We start from the raw sequence: 22,042 nt of genomic DNA, 5'->3' as shown, positions 1-22,042 counted from the left end.
GGATAACTCGGTCCTCTCGCTGAACGGTAGCAGGCCCACACGTGCGCTTCCCTAAATGGGAATTTTTCTATACTGCTGGTTATTGCGCAGCGCAGCTTCCTATAAATCCGACAGTTCTCACCTGACTGGGCAGGCAAAGATAATTACTCAAAACCTCTATCCAGCAGGTTTTTATGCTTTATAAATACAAATTATATCGAAATAATTCTAATACAAATAACTCAAATTGCTTACGTACGAAGCAAAAAACTGATCGGATTGCCTAAGCTAAAAATATAATATTTTTTATATACAAAGTAAAATCCGTCGCTTTGTAAGTACCCTTTCCCAAATTGACGATGCCATTAAATCATTTCGACCAGTCAGCAGCAGAGCACGTTCAGCCTGCTCATTCCGCAAAAAGCAAAGGCCGTGGCTAGAACAGCCACGGCCTTTGCCGCTGATACGCGCAGGAAGAAACGCTAGAACAGGAAGTCGAACCCGACGTTGACCAAGCTCTCCTCCCCCACCGAGTAGGTAGCGTTGATGACGGCCTGCTTGAGCACGTCGATCCAGATGCCACCGCCCAGGCCGGTGTGGTAGGCGTCGAAGCCTTTCTCGATGTCGTAGCTGCTGTACACGCGGCCGGCATCGGCCAGGCCCATGATGCCGAACTTGCCGGGCACCAGGTAGGCGTTGAAGGTGAAAAGCTGCACGCGCACCTCGGCGTTGGCGTAGGTCATGCTGCGGCCGGCGTAGCGGGTGCGGCGGTAGCCGCGCAGGTTGGTGGTACCGCCCAGCGTGTTGGCTTGGTAAAAGCGGTAGTCGCCGATGTTGCGGGCAGCCCCGATGCGGCCCGCCCAGGTGAGCTGGAAGGGGAAGTTGGGCGAGACGTAGAAACGCACTTCCGACGACAGACGGCCGTACTTGAGCTTCTCGCCGTTGAGCTGCGAGTTATACTCGGCCGAGTTGTACCAGCGCAGACCGATGCGCGGGTTGATGGGCGAGGAACTGGCGTCGAGGTTCAGGTAGGCCCGGCCGCCGAGGTAGCGGTTCATGCCGAAGTCCGACTCGCGGATGCCGGTGGCCGCGCCGGTAAAGCCGTTGTCGATGCCGGCCTGGATTTCGCGGCCGATCTGGGCCCGGTCGATGCGCCACTGGTCGTACTGCGGCCCGATGCCGAACTTCAGGAAGCTGAACACGTCGGTTTCCAGCGTGGGCGAAAAGTTGAAGCGCGAGAAGCGGATGCGGTAGGTGTCGTTGATGGCGCGGTTGCCGAGCGGGTTGCCGGTGCCGTCGGCCTGGGCCACGTTGCGCGTGTCGTTGCCGGCGCCGAAGTAGTTGTAGAGCAGCTGCGGGCCGTAGAGGCGCGAGTCGATGCGCAGGTCGTACTTGCCGAGCACGTCGGTGAAGACGCCGGTGTAACGCACGTTGTAGGCCTGGCGCGAGGGGGCGTAGTTGGCCACCAGCGTCTGCTCGGTGGCAAACGGCTCGCGGCGGAAGCCGTAGGTGCGCAGCGTGCCGCCGCCGCCGATGAACACGCCGTCGTCGACGTTGTAGCCGAAGAACACGGCCGGGCCGAAGTAGGGCAGCTTGTAGTCGCGCTTGTTGGTGCGCGAGGGGTAGTCGTACTCGCTCACCTCGCTGCCCGGCGCCAGGCGCAGGCGGGTTTCCTTGCCCGGCACGATGACATTGCCCGAATCCGCGTCGTAGACCTGCACCGAGTGGGGCCGCAAGAAGGAGCCGCCCTTGGTCGATTCGTCCACGATGGTGTCGCGGTTGATGCCGCCGATGATGCGCAGGCGGATGCTGGTGGGCTCCGAGCCGCGCACGCGGTACGAATCGTTGCCGGCAAAGCCGTAGAGACGGATTTCTTTGGTGATGTCGCCGTTGTAGGTCTGGTCCCAGAGGGTCTTGGTGGTTTTGCCCTCCTTGTTGACCTTCTTCACCAGCACGCGGGTTTTGTTGTCGGGCAGGCGCTCCACCACGAAGCGTTCCTGCTTTTCGCTGCCCTTCACTTCCACTTTTTCGCTGAGCAGCTCGAAGTAGTCGTTGGCCAGTTGGGGCAGCAGGTCGCGGCGGCTCTTGAGCTTGGCGGCAATTTCGGCGCCGTGCAGCTTGTAGATCTGTTCGGGCCAGCGCGTGCGCAGGGCCGAGTCGATGGCCGCGTCGGTGAGGCGGCGCTTCATGTCCTCGGCGGTTTCCACCCAGTCCTTGCGCGACATTTCGCCCAAAAACACGCGGTCGTTGCTCAGGGCGGTCAGGTTCAAGCCTTTCCAGTCGGCGTAGTCCTCACCGAAGTTCTGGAAGTTGCGCACGGCCCACTTGCGGCGGGCCAGCCAGGGGAAGAACCCGTCGCCCTTGAAGAAGGCAATGTCGCGGTCTTCGGGCACGGCCGTGAAGGTCCGGTCACCGTCCTCGTTCTTGCTCTCGGCCCAGCGCCACTGGTCCTCGTGCCGGTCCCAGTCGCCAATCCACATATCGAACAGGCGCGAGCGGACGAAGGCCTTGCCTTTGATGTGGTTGTCGTTGTCTTGGCGCATGCGCTCCAGCACGCGGTCGGTACCCACCAGGTTGGTGGCGAAGTTCAGCGAGGCCACGTTGCTCTGGTCGTCCTTGGCGTCTTCCTCCAGCGCGGCGGGCGTATCTTGGAAGCGGGCCAGGTACTGGCCCAGCAGCGGGTCGCGCGGGATGTAGCGCAGCTCGGGGTTGGTGTGCAGGATGCCGGCGCGCGAGGCCAGCGGCGGCAACACCACGGAGCCGTACGGGTGCTGGGCCGAAATCTGGTCCTGCAGAATGTCCTTGGCGGCCGACTCACGCAGGGCCTCCGGCAGCACGGCCGAGGGGTCCTTGTCGAGCCCGCGGATGGTGTAGTTGCGGCCTTCCTCGTTGCGCACTTTCAGCGAAGCCGTCTGCTTGCCCCCGCCGATTTTATACGGTTCCAAGCCGCCCTTCTCGGTGGCCAGGTCGAGCACCGGGAATTTCACCGGCGTGGCCCACTCGGCGCGGTAGTGCTTGCCGAACAGGGCCTGGTGGAAGCCGCTGCGCTGGGCGTAGCGCGGGTTCACGGCCACGGTCACCGTCGAGTCCTTGTAGTTGGGGCGGCCTTTGATGTCCACGTTGAACGGGTCGGGGCCGGTGGGCGCGTCGCCGGCCACGGCCTGCTTGGCGTACAGCGCCTGCCGGTACACGATGCGGCCCGACTCGCCGCGGTCGTTCGGAATCCAGTACTCCAGCCACACCTCGCCGTTGTTGTAGTAGTTCACGCGGGCCCAGCCTTTTTCCTTGTCGGAGAAGAGGGCGTCGCCGTCGCGGCCGGTGCGTACGTGCTGGGTTTTGCAGCCCGAGCCCGACACAATCTGGTGCAGGTCGCCGACTTTGAAGTACTGCAGGTTATGCTCGTGGCCAGCGGCGTAGATGGTGTTCGGGTACTTGGCAAAAATATCCATCAGGCCCTTCTTGTACTGCTGGTACAAGGGGTGCGGAATGTCCTGCGAAATGCCGCCGTACTTGCGCGCAAACGGGTACACCGAGCCGATAATCGGGAACGGGATGAAGGCGTACTTGTAGACGATGCTGAGCGGGAACAGGTGGTCGGCCAGGGTGAAGTAGCCGCCGTGGATGCCGTCGGAGAAGATGGGGTGGTGAGCAATGACCACCACGTTCTTGTTGCGGTGCTTGGCCATCAAATCCTCTAGCTGGGTGAAGAAGTCGGCCTCGTTGGCCACGCCGCAGCCGCTGTTGGCGCCGTAGGGCCGCTCGGAGGTCTGCAAAAACCACTGCGAGTTGATGGCAATGATGGCCAGGTTGTCCTGCACCAGGATTTCGTAGGGCCCGGGGCAGCCGTTGGCCGGCACGTAAAAGGCCCCGGTGCGCGTGAAGGCGGCCGAGTCCTTGTTCATGTAGTCCTCGATGAAGTTCTGGGCCCGGATAACCTGGTCGAGGGAGCCTTTCTGGCCCTGCTTCCAGTCGTGGTTGCCCGGAATCATGTACTTCTCGCCCTTGTAGTTGCGCAGCACGTTGATCTGCTCGATCAGGCGCTGCTCCGACACCTTGCGGTCCAGGGCGCCGGTGGGCGGCAGGCCGTATTCGTAGATGTTGTCGCCCAGGTAGATGGTGGTGCTCCGCTCGCCTTCCTTCATGATCTGGCGGCGCAGGAAGTTCAACGACGGCTCGCCGCCGGCTTCGGGCAGGGCGGGCTTGCCCACGTCGCCGATGAGGAAGACGGTGTAGGTGAGTTTGGAGCTGTCGGGCGGGGTGGTTTTTTCCCAGTCCTTGCCGATGCCGCGGTAATTCGGGCGTTCGGGGTGAGCGGTCTGGGTTTTGGTACCCTGGGCGTGGGCCGTAAGCCACGGCCCGAGGCTGCCGACCAGCAGTAGAAAGCTAGTCAGGAGAAGTCGGCTCATAAGCGAGAGTTGGAGAGAGAAGGTGCGGTAAGAGGAGCGGCTGCGCGGGCCGGCCGCCAGGGGCGGCGGGCTCGTCACTTGCCCGATACGCAGGCCGGCCGCTTGGCGTTGGGCGCCGATACGCACCGCCCGGTAACGGGGTTGGTGGCGGGCGGCCAAACCTGGCGGGCGTACTTGCGTTGAAATGCCGTTGGCGCGGCGCTGCCGCCGCCCTGCGCCCTTCTCTCAATGGAACCTACCCCGACCCTGAAACCGGCCAAGGCCGAAATCATCAAGCAAGCCAAAGCCTACGTCGAGCAACTGTTCGACGAGCGGCTGCCCCGGCAGCTGGTGTACCACTCCTTCAAGCATACCAACACCGTGGCCAAAGAGGCCGCCGCCCTGGGCCAGGCCGCCAAGCTCGACGCGGCCGACCAGGAGGCGCTGATGCTGGCCGCCTGGTTTCACGACACGGGCTACATCGAGCGCTACGACGGCCACGAGTACCGCAGCATGGAGCTGGCCGAGCAGTGGCTTACTGAGAAAAACTACCCCGCCGAGCGCATTGCCCTCATCAAGGACCTAATCCGGGCCACCCACCGCGACGAACCGCGCGACACGGAGATGCAGAAGCTGCTGGTGGACGCGGACATGAGCAACCTCGGCCGCGAGGACTGCTTGGCCGACGCCGAGCTGCTGCGCACCGAGTGGGAAGCCACCCAGGGCAAAGTGTATTCCAACCCCGAGTGGGCCGAGTTTCAGCTGGATTTTCTGCTGCAGCACAAGTACCTGAGCGACGCGGGCAAAGCGCGCTACAAAGACCAGCTCAAGGACAACATCAAGGAGCAGCGCAAGGCCCTGAAGAAACAGGAGAAGAAAGCCAAGAAAAAAGAGGAGGAGGCCGAAGGCTTCGCCGAGGGCAAGCGCGGCGTCGAGACGATGTTCCGCTCGACCTACAGCCAGCACCAGCGCCTCTCGCAGATGGCCGACCAGAAGGCCAACATGATGATCAGCCTGAACTCGGTGCTGCTCTCCATCATCATCACCTACCTGGGCGCCAAAACCTCCACCCTGGGCCCGGCTTTCACCAAAAACCCGGTGCTGGCCGTGCCCATGGGCCTGCTGGTGGCTACGGCCCTGGGCTCGGTGGTGACGGCCATTCTCTCGGCCCAGCCCGACGTGACGGCTTTTAAGTGGCTGCGCCGCTCCCCGCAGATTGCCACCAACCGCCGGGTGAACCTGCTGTTCTTCGGCAACTTCACCAAGCTCAGCCTCGACCACTTCCAAGACGGCATGCACGAGCTGATGCGCAACCGGGAACTGCTCTACAACAACATGATAACCGACATCTACTACCTCGGCGAAGTGTTGTCGCGCAAGTACCGCCTGCTGCGCGTGAGCTACACCATCTTCATGGTCGGCCTCATCCTGACGGCCCTGACGTTCATCATCGTCCTGCTGTACAAGGCTTAGGGAAAGTAGTGAAGTTGTAAAAGGAGAAATTGTGAATTGAGGTTATGCTTCTTCACCATTTCACTTTTCACAACTTCACCCTTGAAACAGCGCCGCCAGTTGCCGCACCGATTGGCCCAGCCAGCGGTGCAGGCGCTGGAGCTGGCCTTTGCGGATGAGGCGGTGCCCGCTGGCCACGTGGCCGTAGCGAAACTCCATCGTGACGAGGCAGTGCCGGTCGTCGACGGCTTCGAGGCGGAAAAAGAGCAGGGCGTTGGGAAACAGGCGCCAATGGGCCACTTTCTCCACGTACTCGGTGTGGCCGTCGTGGTCGAGCCGCTGCACCACCTGCAGATCGATCTGACCCGCGTAGAGGTCCAGCTTGTAGTTGGCGCCGGGGCGGTGGGCCTTGGTGGCATCGTAGTGCACGGCGGTGGTGCCGGCCAGCCAACGGGGCCGCAGGCGCAGGTTGCTCACCACGCGCAGCACTTTGCCGAGCGGCGCGGCCACGGTGTGCCGCGCCAGCACCCGGCAGGTCACCGGCAGCTTGCCCTGGTCGATTTCGGCCTGCACCAGCAGGCGCAGCGGCGTGAGGTAGGCATAGAAATACCGGATTTCGCCGAGGTACTCGTAGACGGTGGCGCTACGCTGCAGGCGCGTCCAGGCAAAGCAGCGGGCCACTTCGGCGGGCTGCTGGGTGCTGAGGTAGCCCTCGGTGAGCAGCACGTACTCCGAGCCGGCCACGGTGTTTTTGAGCAGGCGGTGGGCCACTATCACGTCGCGCCCAAGCAGCTTGCGAAACTCGCGGATGTCGGCCACGCTCACCCGCCCGTAGTGCCCGATGATTTTGAGCGTGAGGCCGGCTTCCTGCAGAGCAGCGGCCAATTCGGAGGACGTGTCGCGCGCGACCAGCTGCAGGTAGTTCTGAAAATCGAGGAAGATGCGGCGGCACTGCTGCACCAGTTCGGCTACGGGCGGCGGCTCGCCCAGGCGGTAAAACAAAATGGCGTCGCCCTGAATTTCGGCCACTTCCAGTTCCAGGCAGTTGGCTTCGATGAGAATTTCCAGCAGGTCGGCCACCAAGTGCGGGGCCTGCGGGTGGTTGGCCTCTTCGATAAAGCGCGTGAAGCCGCTGATGTCCGGAATCAGCAGCAGCGCGGGCTGGGTGTCGTCGGCAGCACCGGCTCCGGGAGCCGGGTGGCGCCGCCCGGCCGCCCGGCGGGCGGCGCGCAGGTCATCGAGCAGGCCCATGCAAGGATAGGTAGGAGAAACGGCAGGCCATCCGGACTATACGCGGCGGCGGCGGCGGCGGATATCAACTTTGCGTGCCCCGCCGGGCCAGCATTTGGGCCGGGCGGGCTTTCGGTGTATTTTTGTTGCTACCGCTGATTTGGCTGCGTAGTTCAACGGATAGAATAGGCGTTTCCTAAACGCTTGATATGGGTTCGATTCCCGTCGCGGCTACTAACTATCTTGTAAATACCGGTTTACAAGACCTTATAGGCAAGCTAACGGTAACCTGCAGAGCAGCGGGCAAGCCAAAAAGTCTAGCAAAAAAACACCGGCCGTTCCGTCGAGCCCTGCGAGCTGACGCTGGGTAACTAGTTCTTAGCCGACGATAAGAGCAACCCACTGAGCAAGAAACCTCGACGGGGCAACCCGCGTTGGTCGTGTAACGACGACGTCCGCAGGCCGCCTTAGCTGGTACCAAAGCGTTGACATTGTGCGGTGCATTACCGGGCAGAGGTGCTCAGCCCAATTACTTCTTCGGAAGTAAGGCCCAACAGCGGCGGAGCCGGCACGCCTAGCAGGCCCAGGTACACGTACAGCTGCCCCCGGTGGTGAATTTCATGATCGAGCAAAGCCCGGAGCCATTTCCACAGAGCAATCTGTCCGTTGCCGGGCGTCCGGCAGTTCCGGTGCAGGTCCGCATCCGCAAGGCCGCTGAAGATGGCCGTCGACTCGGCGCGCAGGCGTCGGTAGAAGTTCAGTACCTGCGCGGGCCCGTCGGCCAAATCCCGGCCGCAACCCGCATAAGCCGCGGGCCTACCGGCCGCAATTTCGGCGTACAGATACCGCTCGATGGCGGCCAGGTGGCGAATCGTGTCGCCGATGGTGAAGCCGCCGGGGCGGCAGCGCCACTCCAGCTGGGCCGGGGGCACCAGCGTCACCAGGCGGATGGTGCGCTGGCCGAGTTTCTCCCGGTAGTCCAGAAACGAGGCAATGGTTGGAATTTCCATTTGCGGAGCCGGTTGTTCGCGCGGGGCGCTACCCTTCGGCCAGGAGCAGCTCCATGTGGATGTTGACCCGCTCGTAGGGCGAGGGACGGTCCGGTTCAATTTTGCGGAAGCCAAGTTTGTAATACAGCCCGATGGCCGCCGTGAGGGCGGTGTTGCTTTCCAGATACACCCGCCGCGCGCCCATGCGCCGGGCCGTAGCCAGGGCTTCCTCCGCGAGCAGCTGGCCAATGCCTAAGCCCTGCGCCGCCGGCGACACGGCCATTTTCGCTAGCTCCAGCGTGTCGGCGCTCATGCGCACCAGCGCGCAGGCCCCTACTATCTGCCCCTGGTACTCGGCTAGCAGAATCTGGCCGCCCGGCCGCAGCACGTAATCCTCCGGGTGGTCCAGCATCTTCAGGTCGGCGGCTTCCAGCACGAAATACTGCTCGATCCAGGCAACGTTCAGGCGCTTGAAATCCGGGGCGTACTGCGGCTGGTAGGCGAGGATGCGCACCGGCTGCGCCGCGGCGCTGGTGGCGCCCCCGGCCTCGGGGCGGACAGTGGGTTCTGTGTGGCCTATTGAATCAGAAGCGGACATACCATTAAGGGGAATGCGTCTACGAGAAGTGTGTTCTGGCCGGCGGGGTGGACTTACGCGCGGTGGTTGCTTTTCAGTGCTCGGCTTAGGACGCTGTCGGGGCCGCGCCTTGCAGGTACTCGTCGGTGAAATGGGCCGTGCGCTTGGGCTGGGCAAACTTTTCCGCGTTGTAGCCCTGCGAGTTGCCCCGCGGAATGGACAGGGACTTCCACTGCCCGTCGAGGGCCATCTTACCGAGGAAGACAATCTGGCCCACGTGGTAGGGGTAGTGCGCCAGCTGCCGGTTCACGGCCTCGGTCACGGAGTGGCCCTGGTTGCGGATGTAGACGATGGTGTCCGCGTTGGCTTCCGTAACGGAATCCAGGGCCGTGAACAAGCACGCCCAGCCCGCTTCCCACTTGGCCAGCAGCTCCTGCCGGGTCTGAATGCCGGCTTCAAATTCCGCGTCGCGGTTGCGCCAGTCCTTCTCGCCGTCGGAGGTCAGAAAATCAGTCCAGCGGGAGAGCATGTTGCCCCACAGGTGCTGCACGAGGATGGCAATGCTGTTGCTTTCGGCGTTGTACTGCCAGAATAAGGCCTCGTCCGGGAGTTGCGCGAAGGTTTTGTCGCCAAGCAGCTTGTAGTACTCGAACTGTTTTCTTACGCTGGTGAGGTAGTCCGGAGCCATGACGAAAGGGGGTGTAAGGTGATGAAAAAGAGTAGCGGGAATTGTGCCTGCAACCGGTCAAGAGCCAGTCCGACAACGCTAGGCCGTCATGTCGAGCTGGTCGAGACATCTCGCTGGATAGTATTCTTCTCGTTGTACATGATTCTACTATCCGGCATCAGCACGCGAGATGTCTCGACAAGCTCGACATGACGTTTTTCTAGCAGCGGGCAGTAGTCTTGTGAGGCTCGGCAGGACGTTCCTAAACAGCCGCCCTACTTGCCTACCGGCTCGGCCAGCTCCTCGGGCAGCACCACAATGCCTTGCTGCAGCTTGGAGTTTTTGCGGCCGTAGAGAAAGTACACCGCGAAGCCCAACAGCATCCAGATGGCGGCTACCTGCAGCGTAAAGGCATCCAGGGCCGCAATCAGCGCGGCGCAGAGCATGGCGCCCAGCAGCGGTATCAGCGGAAAGCGCGGCGAGGAGAGCGGGGCCCGGAACGGGCGGGGCTGCGCGGGGTGCGAACGGCGCATCAGCCACACGCCGATAGACACCAGCACGAAGGCCAGCAGGGTGCCGAAGGAGGTCAGGTCGCCGGCCAGGGAGCCGGGCACGAAGGCGGCAAACACGCCCACGAAGCCCATGAGCACGAGGTTGGACTTGTAGGGCGTGCGGTAGCGCGGGTGCAGCTCGGCAAAGGCCCGGGGCATCAGCCCGTCCTGGGCCATGGAGAAGAACACCCGGCTCTGGCCCATAAGCATCACCAGCACCACCGACGAGAAGCCCAGCAGAATGGCCAGCGTGACGGCCGTGGCCAGCCAGCCGTAACCGGGCATGTGCGCCCGGATGGCGTAAGCCACCGAGGCCTCCGCCCCGAGCGAGGGGTCGGCAAACTCGCGCCAGTGGGCCACGCCCGTCAGCACGTGGCCAAACAGCACGTAGAGCACGGTGCAAATGGCCAAGGAGCCCAGGATGCTGATGGGCATGTCGCGCCGGGGGTTGCGGGCTTCCTGCGCGGCCGTGCTCACGGCATCAAACCCGATGAAGGCAAAGAACACAATGGCCGCCCCGCCCAGGATGCCGCCCAGCCCGTGCTTGTTCCAGGCCGAGTACTCGCGCACGATTTGCCCGGCGGCGTTGCGCACCGGCGCGGCGTCGTCCGGAATCAGGTAGGGCGTGTGGTTGGCGGGGTTGATGAACTGCCAGCCCACCCCGATGAAGAGCAGCACGACGGTTACTTTCACCACCACCATTACGGAGTTGAACACGGCCGATTCCTGGGTGCCCTTGATCAGCAGCAGGCTCAGGGCCACCACCACCAGCACCGCCGGCAGGTTGACAAGGCCGTGCTCGGTCACGCCGCCCAGCACGGCGCTTTCCAGGGGCGAGTGCGTGAGCCCGTAGGGCAGGTGCACGCCGAAGGCGTCCAGGAGCTTGCTCAGGTACTCGCTCCAGCCGATGCTCACGGTGGCCGCGCCCAGGGCGTATTCCATGATCAGCGCCCAGCCAATCACCCAGGCCACAAACTCGCCCATGGTGGTGTAGGCGTAGGTGTAGGCCGAGCCGGCAATGGGAATCATGGCGGCGAATTCGGCGTAGCACAGCCCGGCAAACACGCAGCCCAGGGCGGCCAGCACGAAGGCCAGCGTCACGGCCGGGCCCGAGGCCTGCGAAACGGCGTTGGCGGTGCGGATAAACAGGCCCGAGCCGATGATGGCCCCGACGCCCAGGGCCGTCAGGTGCCCCGCGCCGAGGGTGCGCTTCAGGGCGCCGGCCGCGTTGGCCTCGCCCAGCAGCACGGCCAGGGGTTTGGTGGCGAAGAGGCGGCTCATGCGGGCAAGGGAGTAGCAGCGGGCGAAATCATATCCGCGGCCTGGGCGCCGGCCAGCTGGCGGGCCAGGGCACTGATGCGGGCCAAGTGATGGTCGTCGTGCTCGGCCACAAACGCGAACAGGTCCACCGGCCGCATGGGGGTGCGCAGGCGCGGGTGCAGCGCCGCGCGGTCCAGCACGTCGTCGCTCAGCGCCTGCAGGCGGTGCACCGTGCGCAGGCGCTGCTGCCGGAAGCTCTGCAGTAGCGCGGCCAGCGGCACGGCGTTGTGCCCGGCCCGGGTGGTGGCCTCGTTGTTCAGGTCGGTAGAGCGCAGCTCGGCCGCCCCGTCGACGATGTCTTCCAGCCGGCCCAGCCACAGGGGCTCCAGATCGGCCAGGTGGCCCACGTTTTCCTGAATGGTCCACGTCCCATCTACCCGCGTCGTCAACCATTCGGGGGCTATGCCGGCCAGCTTTTCTTCGAGCCGGGCCGGGGTGCCCAGCAGCCGCTCCAGCAGCGCGGGCAGCAGGCGCGGGTCGACGGGACGGGAAAAGTCGCGCTCAAACCAGTTCGGTTGTTTCATGCAGTTCTAAGGTTAGGTGGAAGTAAAAGCAAGTAGCCCGGCGCCAATTAGCCGGCCGCGCGAATGGCGTCGCGAATGAGCCCGCCCAGGCGCACCAGGCCGGCTTCCACCTCCGGCGTAAAGGGCAGGCCGTAGCTGAGGCGGAAGCAGTTGTGGTACTGCTCGTGCAGGGTGAACATGCGGCCGGGCGCCAAACTGATGCCGGCCGCCGCCGCTTGCCGAAACAGCTCCGTGGCGCTGACCTGGGCCGGCAACTCCACCCACAGCAGGAAGCCTCCCTGGGGCCGGCTCACTTTCGTGCCCGTGAATTCCGCCTCGATAACCTGGGCGTAGCGCCGGTAATTATCGAGCAGAAAGCGCCGCAGCCGCCGCAGGTGCAGCTCGTAGCGGCCGGTGGCCAGCAAGTGGCCGATGGCCTGGTGGGTAAGGCCGGGCGAAGCCACTTGCTGGTAGAGCTTCAGGCGCTTGAGCTGCTCGAGGTAGCGGCCTGGTGCCACCCAGCCCACGCGGTAGCCCGGGGCCAGCGTTTTGCTCACCGAGCCGCACCAGAGCACCAGCCCGCTGCGGTCGAAGGACTTGCAGGGCTTGGGGCGCTGCGCCCCAAAGTATAGGTCGCCGTACAGGTCGTCCTCGATGAGCGGTACCTGGTAGTGCTCCAGCAGCTGCACCAGCCGGCGCTTGTGCGCCTCGGGCATGCAGCTGCCCATGGGGTTGTTGAAGTTGGGCGTGAGCAGGCAGGCCTGCACGCGGCCCGCCGCCAGGTGGTCGGCCAGCGCGTCCAGTTCCACGCCCGTTTCGGGGTGGGTGGGCAGCTCCAGCACCCGCCGGCCCAGGGCCCGGGCCAGCTGCAGCACGCCCAGGTAGGTGGGGCTTTCCACGGCCAGCGTATCGCCGGGCTTGGTAATGGCCAGCAGGCACAGGGATATGGCCGCCATGCAGCCCTCGGTGGTGAGCAGCTCGTGCTCGGTGAGCTGCCCGCCCCACAGCACGCTGTAGCGGGCAATCTGCTGGCGCAGCAGTTGGTTGCCCTGCGCGGGCTCGTAGCGGGTGCCGGCCTGCCCGAGCTGCTGCTGGGCCTGCCGGACGGCCGCGGCCAGCCGGGCAATGGGCAGCACCGAGGGGTCGGGCACCGACACCGAAAGCGGCAGCAGCTCCGGCCGGTGCATGTGCGCGGCGTACTCGGCAATCAGGTCCTCGGCTTCGCTGAAGCCCGAGGCTTCCGGCGGCTGCGCCGAGGGCCGCGTGGGCGTGGGCAGGGCCGCCGGCCGCCCGAGCCGCACGTAGTAGCCCGACTGGGGCCGGACCTCCACCAAACCGCCGGCTTCCAGCGCGTAGTAGGCCTGCAGAATGGTACTCACGCTCAGGCCCTGCTCCCGACTCAGCACCCGCACCGAGGGCAGCTTGTCGCCCGGGCGCAGCGCGCCACCCCGGATCTGGGCCGCCAGGTGGTCGGCCACCACCTGGTATTTGTGGGGAGCAATAGCGAGGGTCAGGGCAGGATGCATGGCAGGAACGAATAAGCGGGAGCGGGTTGCTGACTTGCCGGGCTTAGCCGCCGGCCGCGGGGGCGGCGTAGTGGGCCCGCACCCGCCGCACGCGGGCCTGGGCGTCCAGCTCCATGTACTCGGCGGCGGGCCAGTCGTTGATGCTCCGGTAATAGAGCACCACCGACTGCACGCCGGGCAGTACCTGCCGCAGCTCAAACTGCAGGTCCGGGTAGCGGGCCAGCCCGGTGGCAAAGTAGGCGCGCAAGGCGGTTTTCGTGCGGAGCACGCCGCTGGCGTCCGCCCCGAGCTGCTGAATCAGCGGGGAGCTGAAATCCAGCTCCTCGGCGTAGTGGGCCATGATGCGTTCCAGGTCGTGGGCGTTCCAGCTGTCCACCCAGTCGCGGGCAAAGGCGGTGGCTTGTTCTTGGGTCATATGCAGAACATAAAAGGATGCCGTCGATGAACCCACCAAAAGTGCGGGTCTTCGTACCGGCAAAACAGAGGCACTTTTCGGCTTATTGAACCGGTACAGTTGCCGGGCGCACCGGCCGTTCGGGGCCATTTGAGCACGTCAGCAGCAAGCGTATAGAAAACACCATCCTGCTGCGACTGCGCTCAGCAGGACGTTTACCTGCCGCTTCAGCGCTGCCCGTACACTACCAGCGAAGCCCGGGCCAGCGCCGCTTGCCCCAGGTAAAAGCCCACCAAGGCCGGCGAAGCCGTTTGGTCTAGGGGCAGACGGGAGCCCAGGGCGTAGACGGTAATGAGGTACTGATGCGGCGCCCCCGGCGGCGGGCAGGGGCCGCCGTAGCCGGGGCGGCCGAAGTCGGTCAGGCTTTGCACGCTGCCGGCCGGGGCCAGAGCCTTGCTCACGTCGCCGACGCCGGCCTTTAGCTCGGTGGCCGAAGCCGGAATATTGAACACCACCCAGTGCCACCAGCCGCTGCCGGTGGGCGCGTCCTTGTCGTACATGGTCACGGCGAAGCTTTGGGTGCCCTTGGGCGCGTTTTCCCAGGTTAGCTGCGGCGAGACGTTGCCGCCCGAGCAGCCGTTGCCGTTAAAAAACTGACGGGCCGTGGCTTGCCCGCCCAACTCGTTGCTTTTCAGGGTAAATGTTTGGGCGTGGCTGCCCGCGGCCAACAGGCCAGCACCGAGCAGGAGAAAGAGGTGTTTCATGATCTGATGAGGCTAAACGAACCGCCCAAAAGTATCCGCCGCCCGGCCCGTGCGGATGTCGCAAAACGCTCAAAAAGTGTGGCTAAACGCTCATTTCGGCGCTGAGCCGTTCTTGCTGGTACTGGGTGGGCGTGTAGCCAAAGGCTTGTTTGAACGCGTGGCTGAAGCTCGACAGGCTTTCGTAGCCCACGGCCTCGAACACGTCGCTGGGGCGGGTGCCGGGCCGCTCCAGCAGCTGGGCGGCCTGCTGCAAGCGCCGCTGCTGCCGCCAGCGTTCCGGACTGCAGCCGTACGTCGCCTGAAACCGCCGTTTGAACGTGGCCAGGCTCATGTGGCACAGAAAGGCCAGCTCCGGCAGCGACAGGCTCTGCGTGGCCGGACTCTCCACCACTTGGTGAAAAACCGCCGCCGGCCCCCAGGCCACGCCGGCCACGAACTGGCCAAATGCTTCGGGGTGCACCGTGGCGAGGTACAACAGCAACTCATCGATTTTCAACCGCAGCATCAGCTCGCCGCCCAGCTTCCCACCGGCCGCCCAGGCACTCAAGGCCGCGAAGTAATGCTGCAAAAACGCGCTGCCGGCGAAGCAGAAGGCTGGGTGCCGCGGCCCGTTCCCTGCCGCCCGCCGGAAAGGCAACCGGGTGGCGTAGCGGCTCAGAAAGCCCTGCAGGTGCGCATCGTCGAAGAACAGCAGGGTGCTGCGGTAGGCGTCGGTGGCCGGCCGCCGCTCGCTCATCAGGCAGCGCCCGGCCGCCAGCAGCAGCAGGCTACCGGCCGGGCAGCACAGGGACTGGTGGGGCAGGTACACGCGCTTTTCGCCCGCTTCCACCAAGCTCAGGACGTGGCGGGTGAGGGTAACCGGGTTGCGGTCGGGCACCCCGGCGAGGGGGTTGGCATAGGCAACTAGCCGCACATCGTCCGGCTCGCCCGCTGCCCGCGGCAGCTCGTCTGGAATAGTGTACATAGGACGTGGGGGAAAGCCGTTTGCTGCCGCCGTTGGAGCTTCGCGCAGTTCCTAAGGTAAAGCGGCGACTTCACTATTGAAACTGCGCTAGGCTAGGCTGCCAGCCGCACCAGCAAGGAACAGTGGCCGAACTGCATCTACCGACTCTACGACTACATGCGTCGTGACAGCCGATTGCGGTAGACATGCCCAGCAGTCCGCCCCAAGCACTCCCAGGTGGCGCTCGGGCCCACGCGCTCCGGTGGCACTACGCCGCGGGCCGCCGGCGCCGCTGAATTGAGGTGTACGTTTCCAGGAACCGGAATTGCTATATTTGGTGATGCGGCGCCTCCCACCTCGCCCACCCGCCGCCCGGTTCCCCTTGACTACCCTCTACCTCTTGGTTCGCCGCTGGCGGCTGCTGGCGGCATCCGTACTGGGGCTGCTGGCCGGCTGCGCGCCGGCCACCAAAGCCCCCGCCTACCGCATCGGCTTCGCGCAGTGCAGCACCGACGGCCCGTGGCGCCAGGCCATGATGGCCGGCATGCGGCGGGAGCTGAGCTTCCACCCCGAAGTGTCGCTGCACGTGCTGGACGCGCAAGACAACAGCGCCCGCCAGGCCCGCCAGATTCGGGAGCTGGTCCGGGAGGGCATCGACCTGCTGATCGTGTCGCCCTACGAGTCGGGGCCGGTGACGCCGGCGGTGGAGGAGGCCTATTTTAAAGGTGTACCGGTGGTGCTGCTCGACCGGCGCACCACCTCCCCGCAGTACACCGCGTTTGTCGGCGGCGACAACGTGGAAGTCGGGCAGACGGCGGCCCGCTACGCGGCGCAGCTGCTGCACCAGCGCGGCCACCTGATCGAGGTAACGGGCACACCCGGCTCGTCGGCCACCGAGGGCCGGCACCAGGGCTTTGCGCAGGGTTTGCAGGCCTACCCCAACCTGCAGGTGGTAAGCCAAGTGACCGGCGACTGGCGGGAAGGCGCCCTGCAACCGGCCCTCACGGCCGCGCTCAAAGCCCACCCGGAAGTGCGCCTCATCTTTACCCACAACGACGGCATGGGCCGGAGCGCCTACACCGTTTGCCAGCGCCTGGGCCTGGCCGACCGCATGCAAATCATCGGGGTGGACGGGCTGGGCGGCAGCCGGACGATGATTCAGCAGGGCATCCTGCAGGCTTCCATTCTGTACTCGCCGGGGGGCGAGGAGGCCATTCGCACTGCCCTGCAGATCTTGCAACACAAGCCCTTCCGCCGCGAAAACATCCTGGGCACGATGGTCATCGACTCGACCAACGCGCAGACCATGCTGCAGCAAAGCGAGCAAATGGCCAACCAGCAGCAGGAAATTGAGCACCAGCAAAGCCTGCTGCATCACCTGCAGGTCACCTACGCCAGCCAGCGCACCATGCTCTACACGCTGCTGGCCACCCTGCTCGGGGCGCTGGCGCTGGGCGCGGTGACTTGGCGCTCGGCCCGGCGCAACGGGCAGATCAACCGGCAGCTGGCCGCGCAAAACGTGGAAATTGACCAGATCAACCAGCAGCTGGTGCAGCGCAACGCGGAAAACGACCGGATCAACCAGCAGCTGCTCCGCCAAAACGAGGAAATCCGGCAGCAGCGCAACCAACTGGAGGAGCTGGCAGCCCAGGCCCGCGCCGACACCGAGGCCAAGCTGCGCTTCTTCACCAACTTCTCCCACGAGCTGCGCACCCCGCTCACGCTCATCATGGGGCCGGTGGAAGAGCTGCTCACCAACGGGCAGGCGCTGGACGGCTCGCAGCGCCACGAGCTGACGCTGGTGCGCCGCAACGCCCAGCGCCTGCTGCAGCTGGTGAATCAGCTGCTCGACTTCCGCAAGATTGAAGTGGGCAAGATGCCGGTGCGCGCCACCGAGGGCAACCTGGTCGATTTCGTGCGCGACATCGTGGACGCCTTCGCCCAGCCCGCCCGCCTGCGCGGCGTGGAGCTGCGCTTCGAGGCCGCCGCGCCGGTGCTGCCCATCTGGTTCGACGCCAACGTGCTCGACAAGGTGTTCTTCAACCTGCTCAGCAACGCTCTCAAATTCACCCCCGACGGCGGCCGCATCACCATCAGCCTGCAGCCCGCCGACCAGGGCCGCCGCCTGCGCGTGAGCTTCGCCGACACCGGCTGCGGCATTGCCGAGCGCGACCGGGCCCACATCTTCGAGTGGTTTTACCAGGGCGAGTCGGAGGCCGGGACCAAGGGCTCGGGCATGGGCCTGGCCCTGGCCCAAGGCTTGGTGCGCCTGCACCTGGGCGAGCTGACGTTTACCAGCCAGCCGGGCCAGGGCAGCACCTTCGTGGTGACGCTGCCCTGCGAGCTGCCCGCCGAGCTGCGCGCCTCCGCCGATGCGCCCGCGGCGTTTGTGGCCCGCGAGGCGCAGCTCAGCCTGCCCGCCGCCGAGGCCCCACCCGCCGCCCCTGCGCCCGAAGGCCCCGACACCCTGGTATTGGTCATCGAGGACAACCCCGAGGTCAACGACTTTCTGGTGCGCCGGCTGAGCACGGCCTTCCAGGTGCGCGCCGCCACCGACGGCCACAGCGGCTTCCGCCTCGCCACCGAGCTGATACCCGACCTGGTGGTGTGCGACGTGATGATGCCGGGCCTGAGCGGGCTGGAGGTGGTGCAGCAGCTGCGGGCCGACTGGCGCACCTCGCACGTCCCGGTCATCCTGCTCACGGCGCGCACCGCCGCCGAGCAGCAGGTGGAAGGCGTGCAGGCCGGCGCCGACGTGTACCTGACCAAGCCCTTCAACCCCGCCTTCCTGCTCGAAAGCGTGCGCACCTTGCTGGCCAACCGCGCCCGGCAACGGGAGCATTTCCGCCGGGAGCTGGCCGTGGACGCGGCCACGGTAGCGCCCAACAGCCCCGACCAAAAATTCCTGACCGACCTGACGGCCGTGGTGGAAACCAGCCTGACCAAAACCGACCTGGCGGTGGAGGACATTGCCCGCAGCCTGGGCATCTCGCGCATGCAGCTTTACCGCAAAGTGAAGGCGCTGCTGGGTACCGGCGTCACCGACTTCATCCTGAACCTGCGCCTGACCAAAGCCCGCGAGCTGCTGCTCAACGACGCCCTCACCATTGCCGACGTGGCCTACGAGCTGGGCTTCTCCTCGCCCTCCTATTTCTCCAGCAGCTTCAAAGCGCGCTACCAGATTTCACCGTCCGAGTTCCGGGCGCTTCACGTCGCGCGTCCGCACTGAAATAATATCGAAAGCCCTGCAAGAAAAGCAACAGGCCGCTCCTTTTCGGGGCGGCCTGTTGCTTTTTATACCTGCTGATTATCTGTCTGTTAAGGCAAAATCACTACGTGAACGGCTTTTGAAAGAAATGAGCAAGTGCGGGCGTCATGCCCCGGGGACATTTGCACAGCAGGACCACCTAGGCCACAACGCCGCAAACGATTGCAGCACGCCTGCCGGCTCGCGGCCAGGCCCGCCTGGCCCTTCCGGCGGCGCCTGCTCTTCGCCCCCACTGCTCGTCACTCAATTCCCACTTCACTCCTTTCCTACATGTCGTCACGTCTACGCTTCCCACACGGGCGGCCTTTCGCCCAAAGACTCCTGACCCCAACGCTGAGCGGGGTGCTGCTCACCGGCCTGGTCCTGGCTCACCCGATGACCCTCCGCGCGGCTGCACCCCTTACGGTCGCAGCACCGACCGCGGCGGCCGTCAACGGGCCGGTTTCGGGCCGGGTGGTGGACGACCGGGGCCAGCCGCTGCCGGGCGTCACGGTGCTGGTGGAAGGCACCACGCTGGGCAGCGCCACCGGGGCCGATGGCGTCTACTTCATCCAGAGCGTGCCGGCCGGGCCGCACGTGCTCATCATCTCGTCGGTGGGCTTCAGCTCGGCGCGCGTATCCATCACCGTCGTCGACGGGCAAACCACGCAGGTGCCGCAGGCCACGCTGTCGGAAAGCACGCAGGGCCTGGGCGAAGTGGTGGTGGTTGGTTACGGCACCCAGTCGCGCCAGAACCTGACCACGGCCGTTTCGTCGGTCAACGGGAAGGAGCTGGCCAAGCAGACGGTGGCCGGCTTCGACCAGGCGCTGCAGGGCCAGGTGGCCGGTGTGCAGGTGACGGCGCCTTCCGGGGCCCCCGGCGCGGGCATCAACGTGCGCATCCGCGGCAACAACTCCTTTAGCCTGACCAACTCCCCGCTCTACGTCATCGACGGGGTGCCGGTGCTGCCGACCTACGAGCAGGAAGTGGGCGTGGGCAACCAGAAGCCCAACCCGCTGAACGCCATCAACCCGGCCGACATCGAGAGCATCGACGTGCTGAAAGATGCCGCGGCGGCCGCCATTTACGGTTTGCGCGCCTCCAACGGGGTGGTTGTCATCACCACCAAGCGCGGCAAGGCCGGCAAGCCCGAAATCAGCTTCAATGCCTACGCCGGCGTGCAGCAGGTGCGCAAAAAGCTCGACCTGCTCAACGCCCGCGAGTTTGCCCAGTACTTCAACGAGGCCCAGCAGGCCGGCGGCCGCGACATCACCAACCCCGCCCAGGGCTTCCCCGACCTGAACAACCTGCCGCCCTACGACACCGACTGGCAGGACGCCATCTTCCGCACCGGCCACATGCAGAACTACCAGGTGGCCGTGCGCGGGGGCTCCGACAAGACGAAGTACTACCTCTCGGGCGGCTACTTCAAGCAGGACGGCATCATCCTGAACTCGGGCTTCGACCGCTACACCGTGAAGCTGAACCTGGACCAGCAGCTGACTTCGCGCTTCCGGGCGGGTACTAGTCTGAACCTGAGCCGCACGCTGAACAACAACAGCGTCCGCTCGGAGCTGGCGCTGGGCAACTCGGGCGTGGTGGCCGGCGCGCTGGCCTATATCCCGACGGTGCCCGTGCGCACCGCCGACGGCCGCTACAGCACCAACCCCTTTACCCTGCTCGACAACCCGGTGGGCAACCTGCTGGAGACGCGCAACAAGTCGATGATTTACCAGGTCATCGGCAACGTGTACGGGGAGCTGGACGTGCTCAAGAACCTCACGCTGCGCAGCCAGGCCAGCATCGACTACCGCTCCCAGCTCGAAAACCAGTTTATCACCCGCGACTACCCCGGCACCTCGCAGTCGGCCAACCGCGGCAGCGCCCGCACCGGCACCAACCAGCAGACCATCTGGCTGGTGGAAAACACGCTGACCTACAACCCGGAGCTGGGCGAGCGGCACAACCTGACCCTGCTGGCCGGCCAAGCCGCGCAGTCGTCGGACCGCTTCACCTCGGGCGCGTCGGTGAGCAATTTCGCCTCCAACGCGGTGCCCTACCTCTCGGCCGGCACGGTGTTTACGGCGCCCTACAGCTACGAGGACCAGTGGGGCCTGATGTCGTTTTTCGGCCGGGCCACCTACAACTACGACCAGCGCTACCTGCTCTCGGCCAGCGTGCGGGCCGACGGCTCCTCGCGCTTCGGCGGCGACAACAAATTCGGCTACTTCCCGGCCGCCAGCGTCGGCTGGCGCATTGCCAAGGAATCGTTCTTTCCGCAGAGCGGGGTGATGTCGGACCTGAAAGCGCGCCTGAGCTACGGGCTGGTGGGCAACTCCGAAATCGGGGCCTACGACCGGTTTTCGGTGTACAACGTGGGCTCGAACTACGCCGGCGCGGGCGGCATTGCGGGCGGCATCTCGCCGGGCCGTGTGGGCAACCCCGACGTGAAGTGGGAAACCACCAAGCAGCTCGACGCCGGCCTGGACATCGGCCTGGTGCAGGACCGCCTGCTGCTCACCATCGACGCCTACCGCAAGCGCACCACGGGCCTGCTCCAGAGCGTGCCGCTGCCCACCAGCACGGGCTTGCAGCCGCTCACTTACATCGGCAACGTGGGCGACATCGAGAACAAGGGCGTGGAGCTGCAGCTGAACACGGTGAACGTGCGCGGCGACAACAACGGCTTCAGCTGGACGACCAACGTCAACGTGTCGGCCAACCGCAACAAGGTCATCGAGCTGGGCAAGCTGCGCAACGACCAGGGCCAGGACGTGGAGCGCGACATCATCAACAGCTACTCGGTGACGCGCCAAAACCAGCCGCTGGGCGCCTTCTTCGGCTTCAAGGTGCAGAGCATCTTCCAGAGCCAGGACGAAATCAACGCGGCCCCGACCCAGCCCAACAACCCCAAGCCCGGCGACATCCGCTTCGTGGACGTGAACGGCGACAACAAGATTGACAACAACGACCGCACCATCATCGGCAACCCCAACCCGAAGTTCATCGGCGGCGTGACTAACACCCTGTCGTGGAAGGGCCTGGAGCTGAGCTTCTTCTTCCAGGGCAGCTTCGGCAACGACATCTACAACCAGAACCGGCAAACCATCGAGGGCATGAACGGGCCCTACAACCAGACCAAGGCCGTGCTGAACCGATGGACGCCGACCAACACCAACACCGACATTCCGCGGGCCATTACCGGCGACCCGAACCAGAACAACCGGTTTTCGGACCGCTTCGTCGAGGACGGCACCTACGTGCGGCTCAAGAACCTGCAGCTGGCGTACGCCTTCCCCACCGGCCTGCTGCAACCGGCCCACATCAGCAACCTGCGCCTCTACGTGACGGCCCAGAACCTGGTGACCTGGACCAACTACTCCGGCTTCGACCCGGAAGTATCGGCCGACCCCTTCTCGGCCACCGGCTTCGGCCGCGACCTGGGCGTGTACCCGCAAGCCCGCACTTACACCGTGGGCCTGAACGCCTCCTTCTAATTCCCACCCCCTGCCCT

Annotated in this window: 14 protein-coding genes and 1 tRNA gene; 4 read left to right on the top strand and 11 right to left on the bottom strand. The window is 65.0% G+C overall.

The annotated features are described in order from the left end of the window. Positions 1-461: 461 nt before the first annotated feature. Positions 462-4,385 carry a metallophosphoesterase gene (locus LJ737_RS05630; RefSeq protein ID WP_227763603.1) on the bottom strand — a complete coding sequence of 1,308 codons (3,924 nt, stop codon included), beginning with the start codon at positions 4,383-4,385 and terminating at the stop codon, positions 462-464. 228 nt (positions 4,386-4,613) lie between these two features. Between LJ737_RS05630 and LJ737_RS05625 the strand changes: the two genes are divergently transcribed. Continuing rightward, on the top strand, positions 4,614-5,837 hold the full coding sequence (locus LJ737_RS05625) for a Pycsar system effector family protein (RefSeq protein ID WP_227763602.1): 1,224 nt from the start codon (positions 4,614-4,616) through the stop codon (positions 5,835-5,837). Positions 5,838-5,912: 75 nt separating this feature from the next. On the opposite strand, the gene LJ737_RS05620 is transcribed toward LJ737_RS05625, so the two are convergent. Continuing rightward, positions 5,913-7,067 carry a DUF2652 domain-containing protein gene (locus LJ737_RS05620; protein WP_227763601.1) on the bottom strand — a complete coding sequence of 385 codons (1,155 nt, stop codon included), beginning with the start codon at positions 7,065-7,067 and terminating at the stop codon, positions 5,913-5,915. A 141-nt stretch (positions 7,068-7,208) separates the two neighbouring features. Between LJ737_RS05620 and LJ737_RS05615 the strand changes: the two genes are divergently transcribed. After that, positions 7,209-7,280, top strand: a tRNA-Arg gene (locus LJ737_RS05615). Positions 7,281-7,549: 269 nt separating this feature from the next. On the opposite strand, the gene LJ737_RS05610 is transcribed toward LJ737_RS05615, so the two are convergent. From LJ737_RS05610 to LJ737_RS05570, 9 genes are all read right to left on the bottom strand, one after another. Next, positions 7,550-8,056, bottom strand: a complete 507-nt coding sequence (locus tag LJ737_RS05610; protein WP_227763600.1) for a DinB family protein — start codon at positions 8,054-8,056, stop codon at positions 7,550-7,552. A gap of 28 nt (positions 8,057-8,084) precedes the next feature. After that, on the bottom strand, positions 8,085-8,633 hold the full coding sequence (locus LJ737_RS05605; RefSeq protein WP_227763598.1) for a GNAT family N-acetyltransferase: 549 nt from the start codon (positions 8,631-8,633) through the stop codon (positions 8,085-8,087). An 85-nt stretch (positions 8,634-8,718) separates the two neighbouring features. Then, a complete protein-coding gene (locus LJ737_RS05600; RefSeq protein ID WP_227763596.1) occupies positions 8,719-9,300 on the bottom strand; it encodes a DUF1572 domain-containing protein in 582 nt (193 codons plus the stop codon). Positions 9,301-9,554: 254 nt separating this feature from the next. Continuing rightward, positions 9,555-11,111, bottom strand: a complete 1,557-nt coding sequence (locus LJ737_RS05595; protein WP_227763594.1) for an amino acid permease — start codon at positions 11,109-11,111, stop codon at positions 9,555-9,557. Continuing rightward, positions 11,108-11,674, bottom strand: a complete 567-nt coding sequence (locus tag LJ737_RS05590; protein ID WP_227763593.1) for a DinB family protein — start codon at positions 11,672-11,674, stop codon at positions 11,108-11,110. The genes LJ737_RS05595 and LJ737_RS05590 overlap by 4 nt, the downstream gene beginning before the upstream one ends. Positions 11,675-11,721: 47 nt before the next feature. After that, the gene (locus LJ737_RS05585; protein ID WP_227763591.1) at positions 11,722-13,179 is read right to left on the bottom strand and encodes an aminotransferase-like domain-containing protein; all 1,458 of its coding nucleotides are present in this window, start codon (positions 13,177-13,179) and stop codon (positions 11,722-11,724) included. Between the two features lie 43 nt (positions 13,180-13,222). Beyond that, positions 13,223-13,594, bottom strand: coding sequence for a nuclear transport factor 2 family protein (locus LJ737_RS05580; RefSeq protein ID WP_227763589.1), 372 nt, complete (start codon positions 13,592-13,594; stop codon positions 13,223-13,225). A 206-nt stretch (positions 13,595-13,800) separates the two neighbouring features. Continuing rightward, positions 13,801-14,337 carry a YbhB/YbcL family Raf kinase inhibitor-like protein gene (locus tag LJ737_RS05575; RefSeq protein ID WP_227763586.1) on the bottom strand — a complete coding sequence of 179 codons (537 nt, stop codon included), beginning with the start codon at positions 14,335-14,337 and terminating at the stop codon, positions 13,801-13,803. Positions 14,338-14,419: 82 nt separating this feature from the next. Then, a complete protein-coding gene (locus tag LJ737_RS05570) occupies positions 14,420-15,301 on the bottom strand; it encodes a helix-turn-helix domain-containing protein (RefSeq protein ID WP_227763585.1) in 882 nt (293 codons plus the stop codon). A gap of 361 nt (positions 15,302-15,662) precedes the next feature. On the opposite strand from LJ737_RS05570, the gene LJ737_RS05565 reads away from it, so the two are divergent. Beyond that, the gene (locus LJ737_RS05565; RefSeq protein WP_227763584.1) at positions 15,663-18,509 is read left to right on the top strand and encodes a substrate-binding domain-containing protein; all 2,847 of its coding nucleotides are present in this window, start codon (positions 15,663-15,665) and stop codon (positions 18,507-18,509) included. A 309-nt stretch (positions 18,510-18,818) separates the two neighbouring features. Then, positions 18,819-22,025: a SusC/RagA family TonB-linked outer membrane protein gene (locus LJ737_RS05560; protein ID WP_227763583.1), complete on the top strand. Its 3,207-nt coding sequence runs from the start codon at positions 18,819-18,821 to the stop codon at positions 22,023-22,025. Positions 22,026-22,042 lie beyond the last annotated feature (17 nt).

Origin of the sequence: Hymenobacter sp. 15J16-1T3B (assembly GCF_020711235.1) — a bacterium.
Taxonomy (GTDB): Bacteria; Bacteroidota; Bacteroidia; order Cytophagales; family Hymenobacteraceae; genus Solirubrum.
This window is presented reverse-complemented; position numbering and strand designations above follow the sequence as displayed.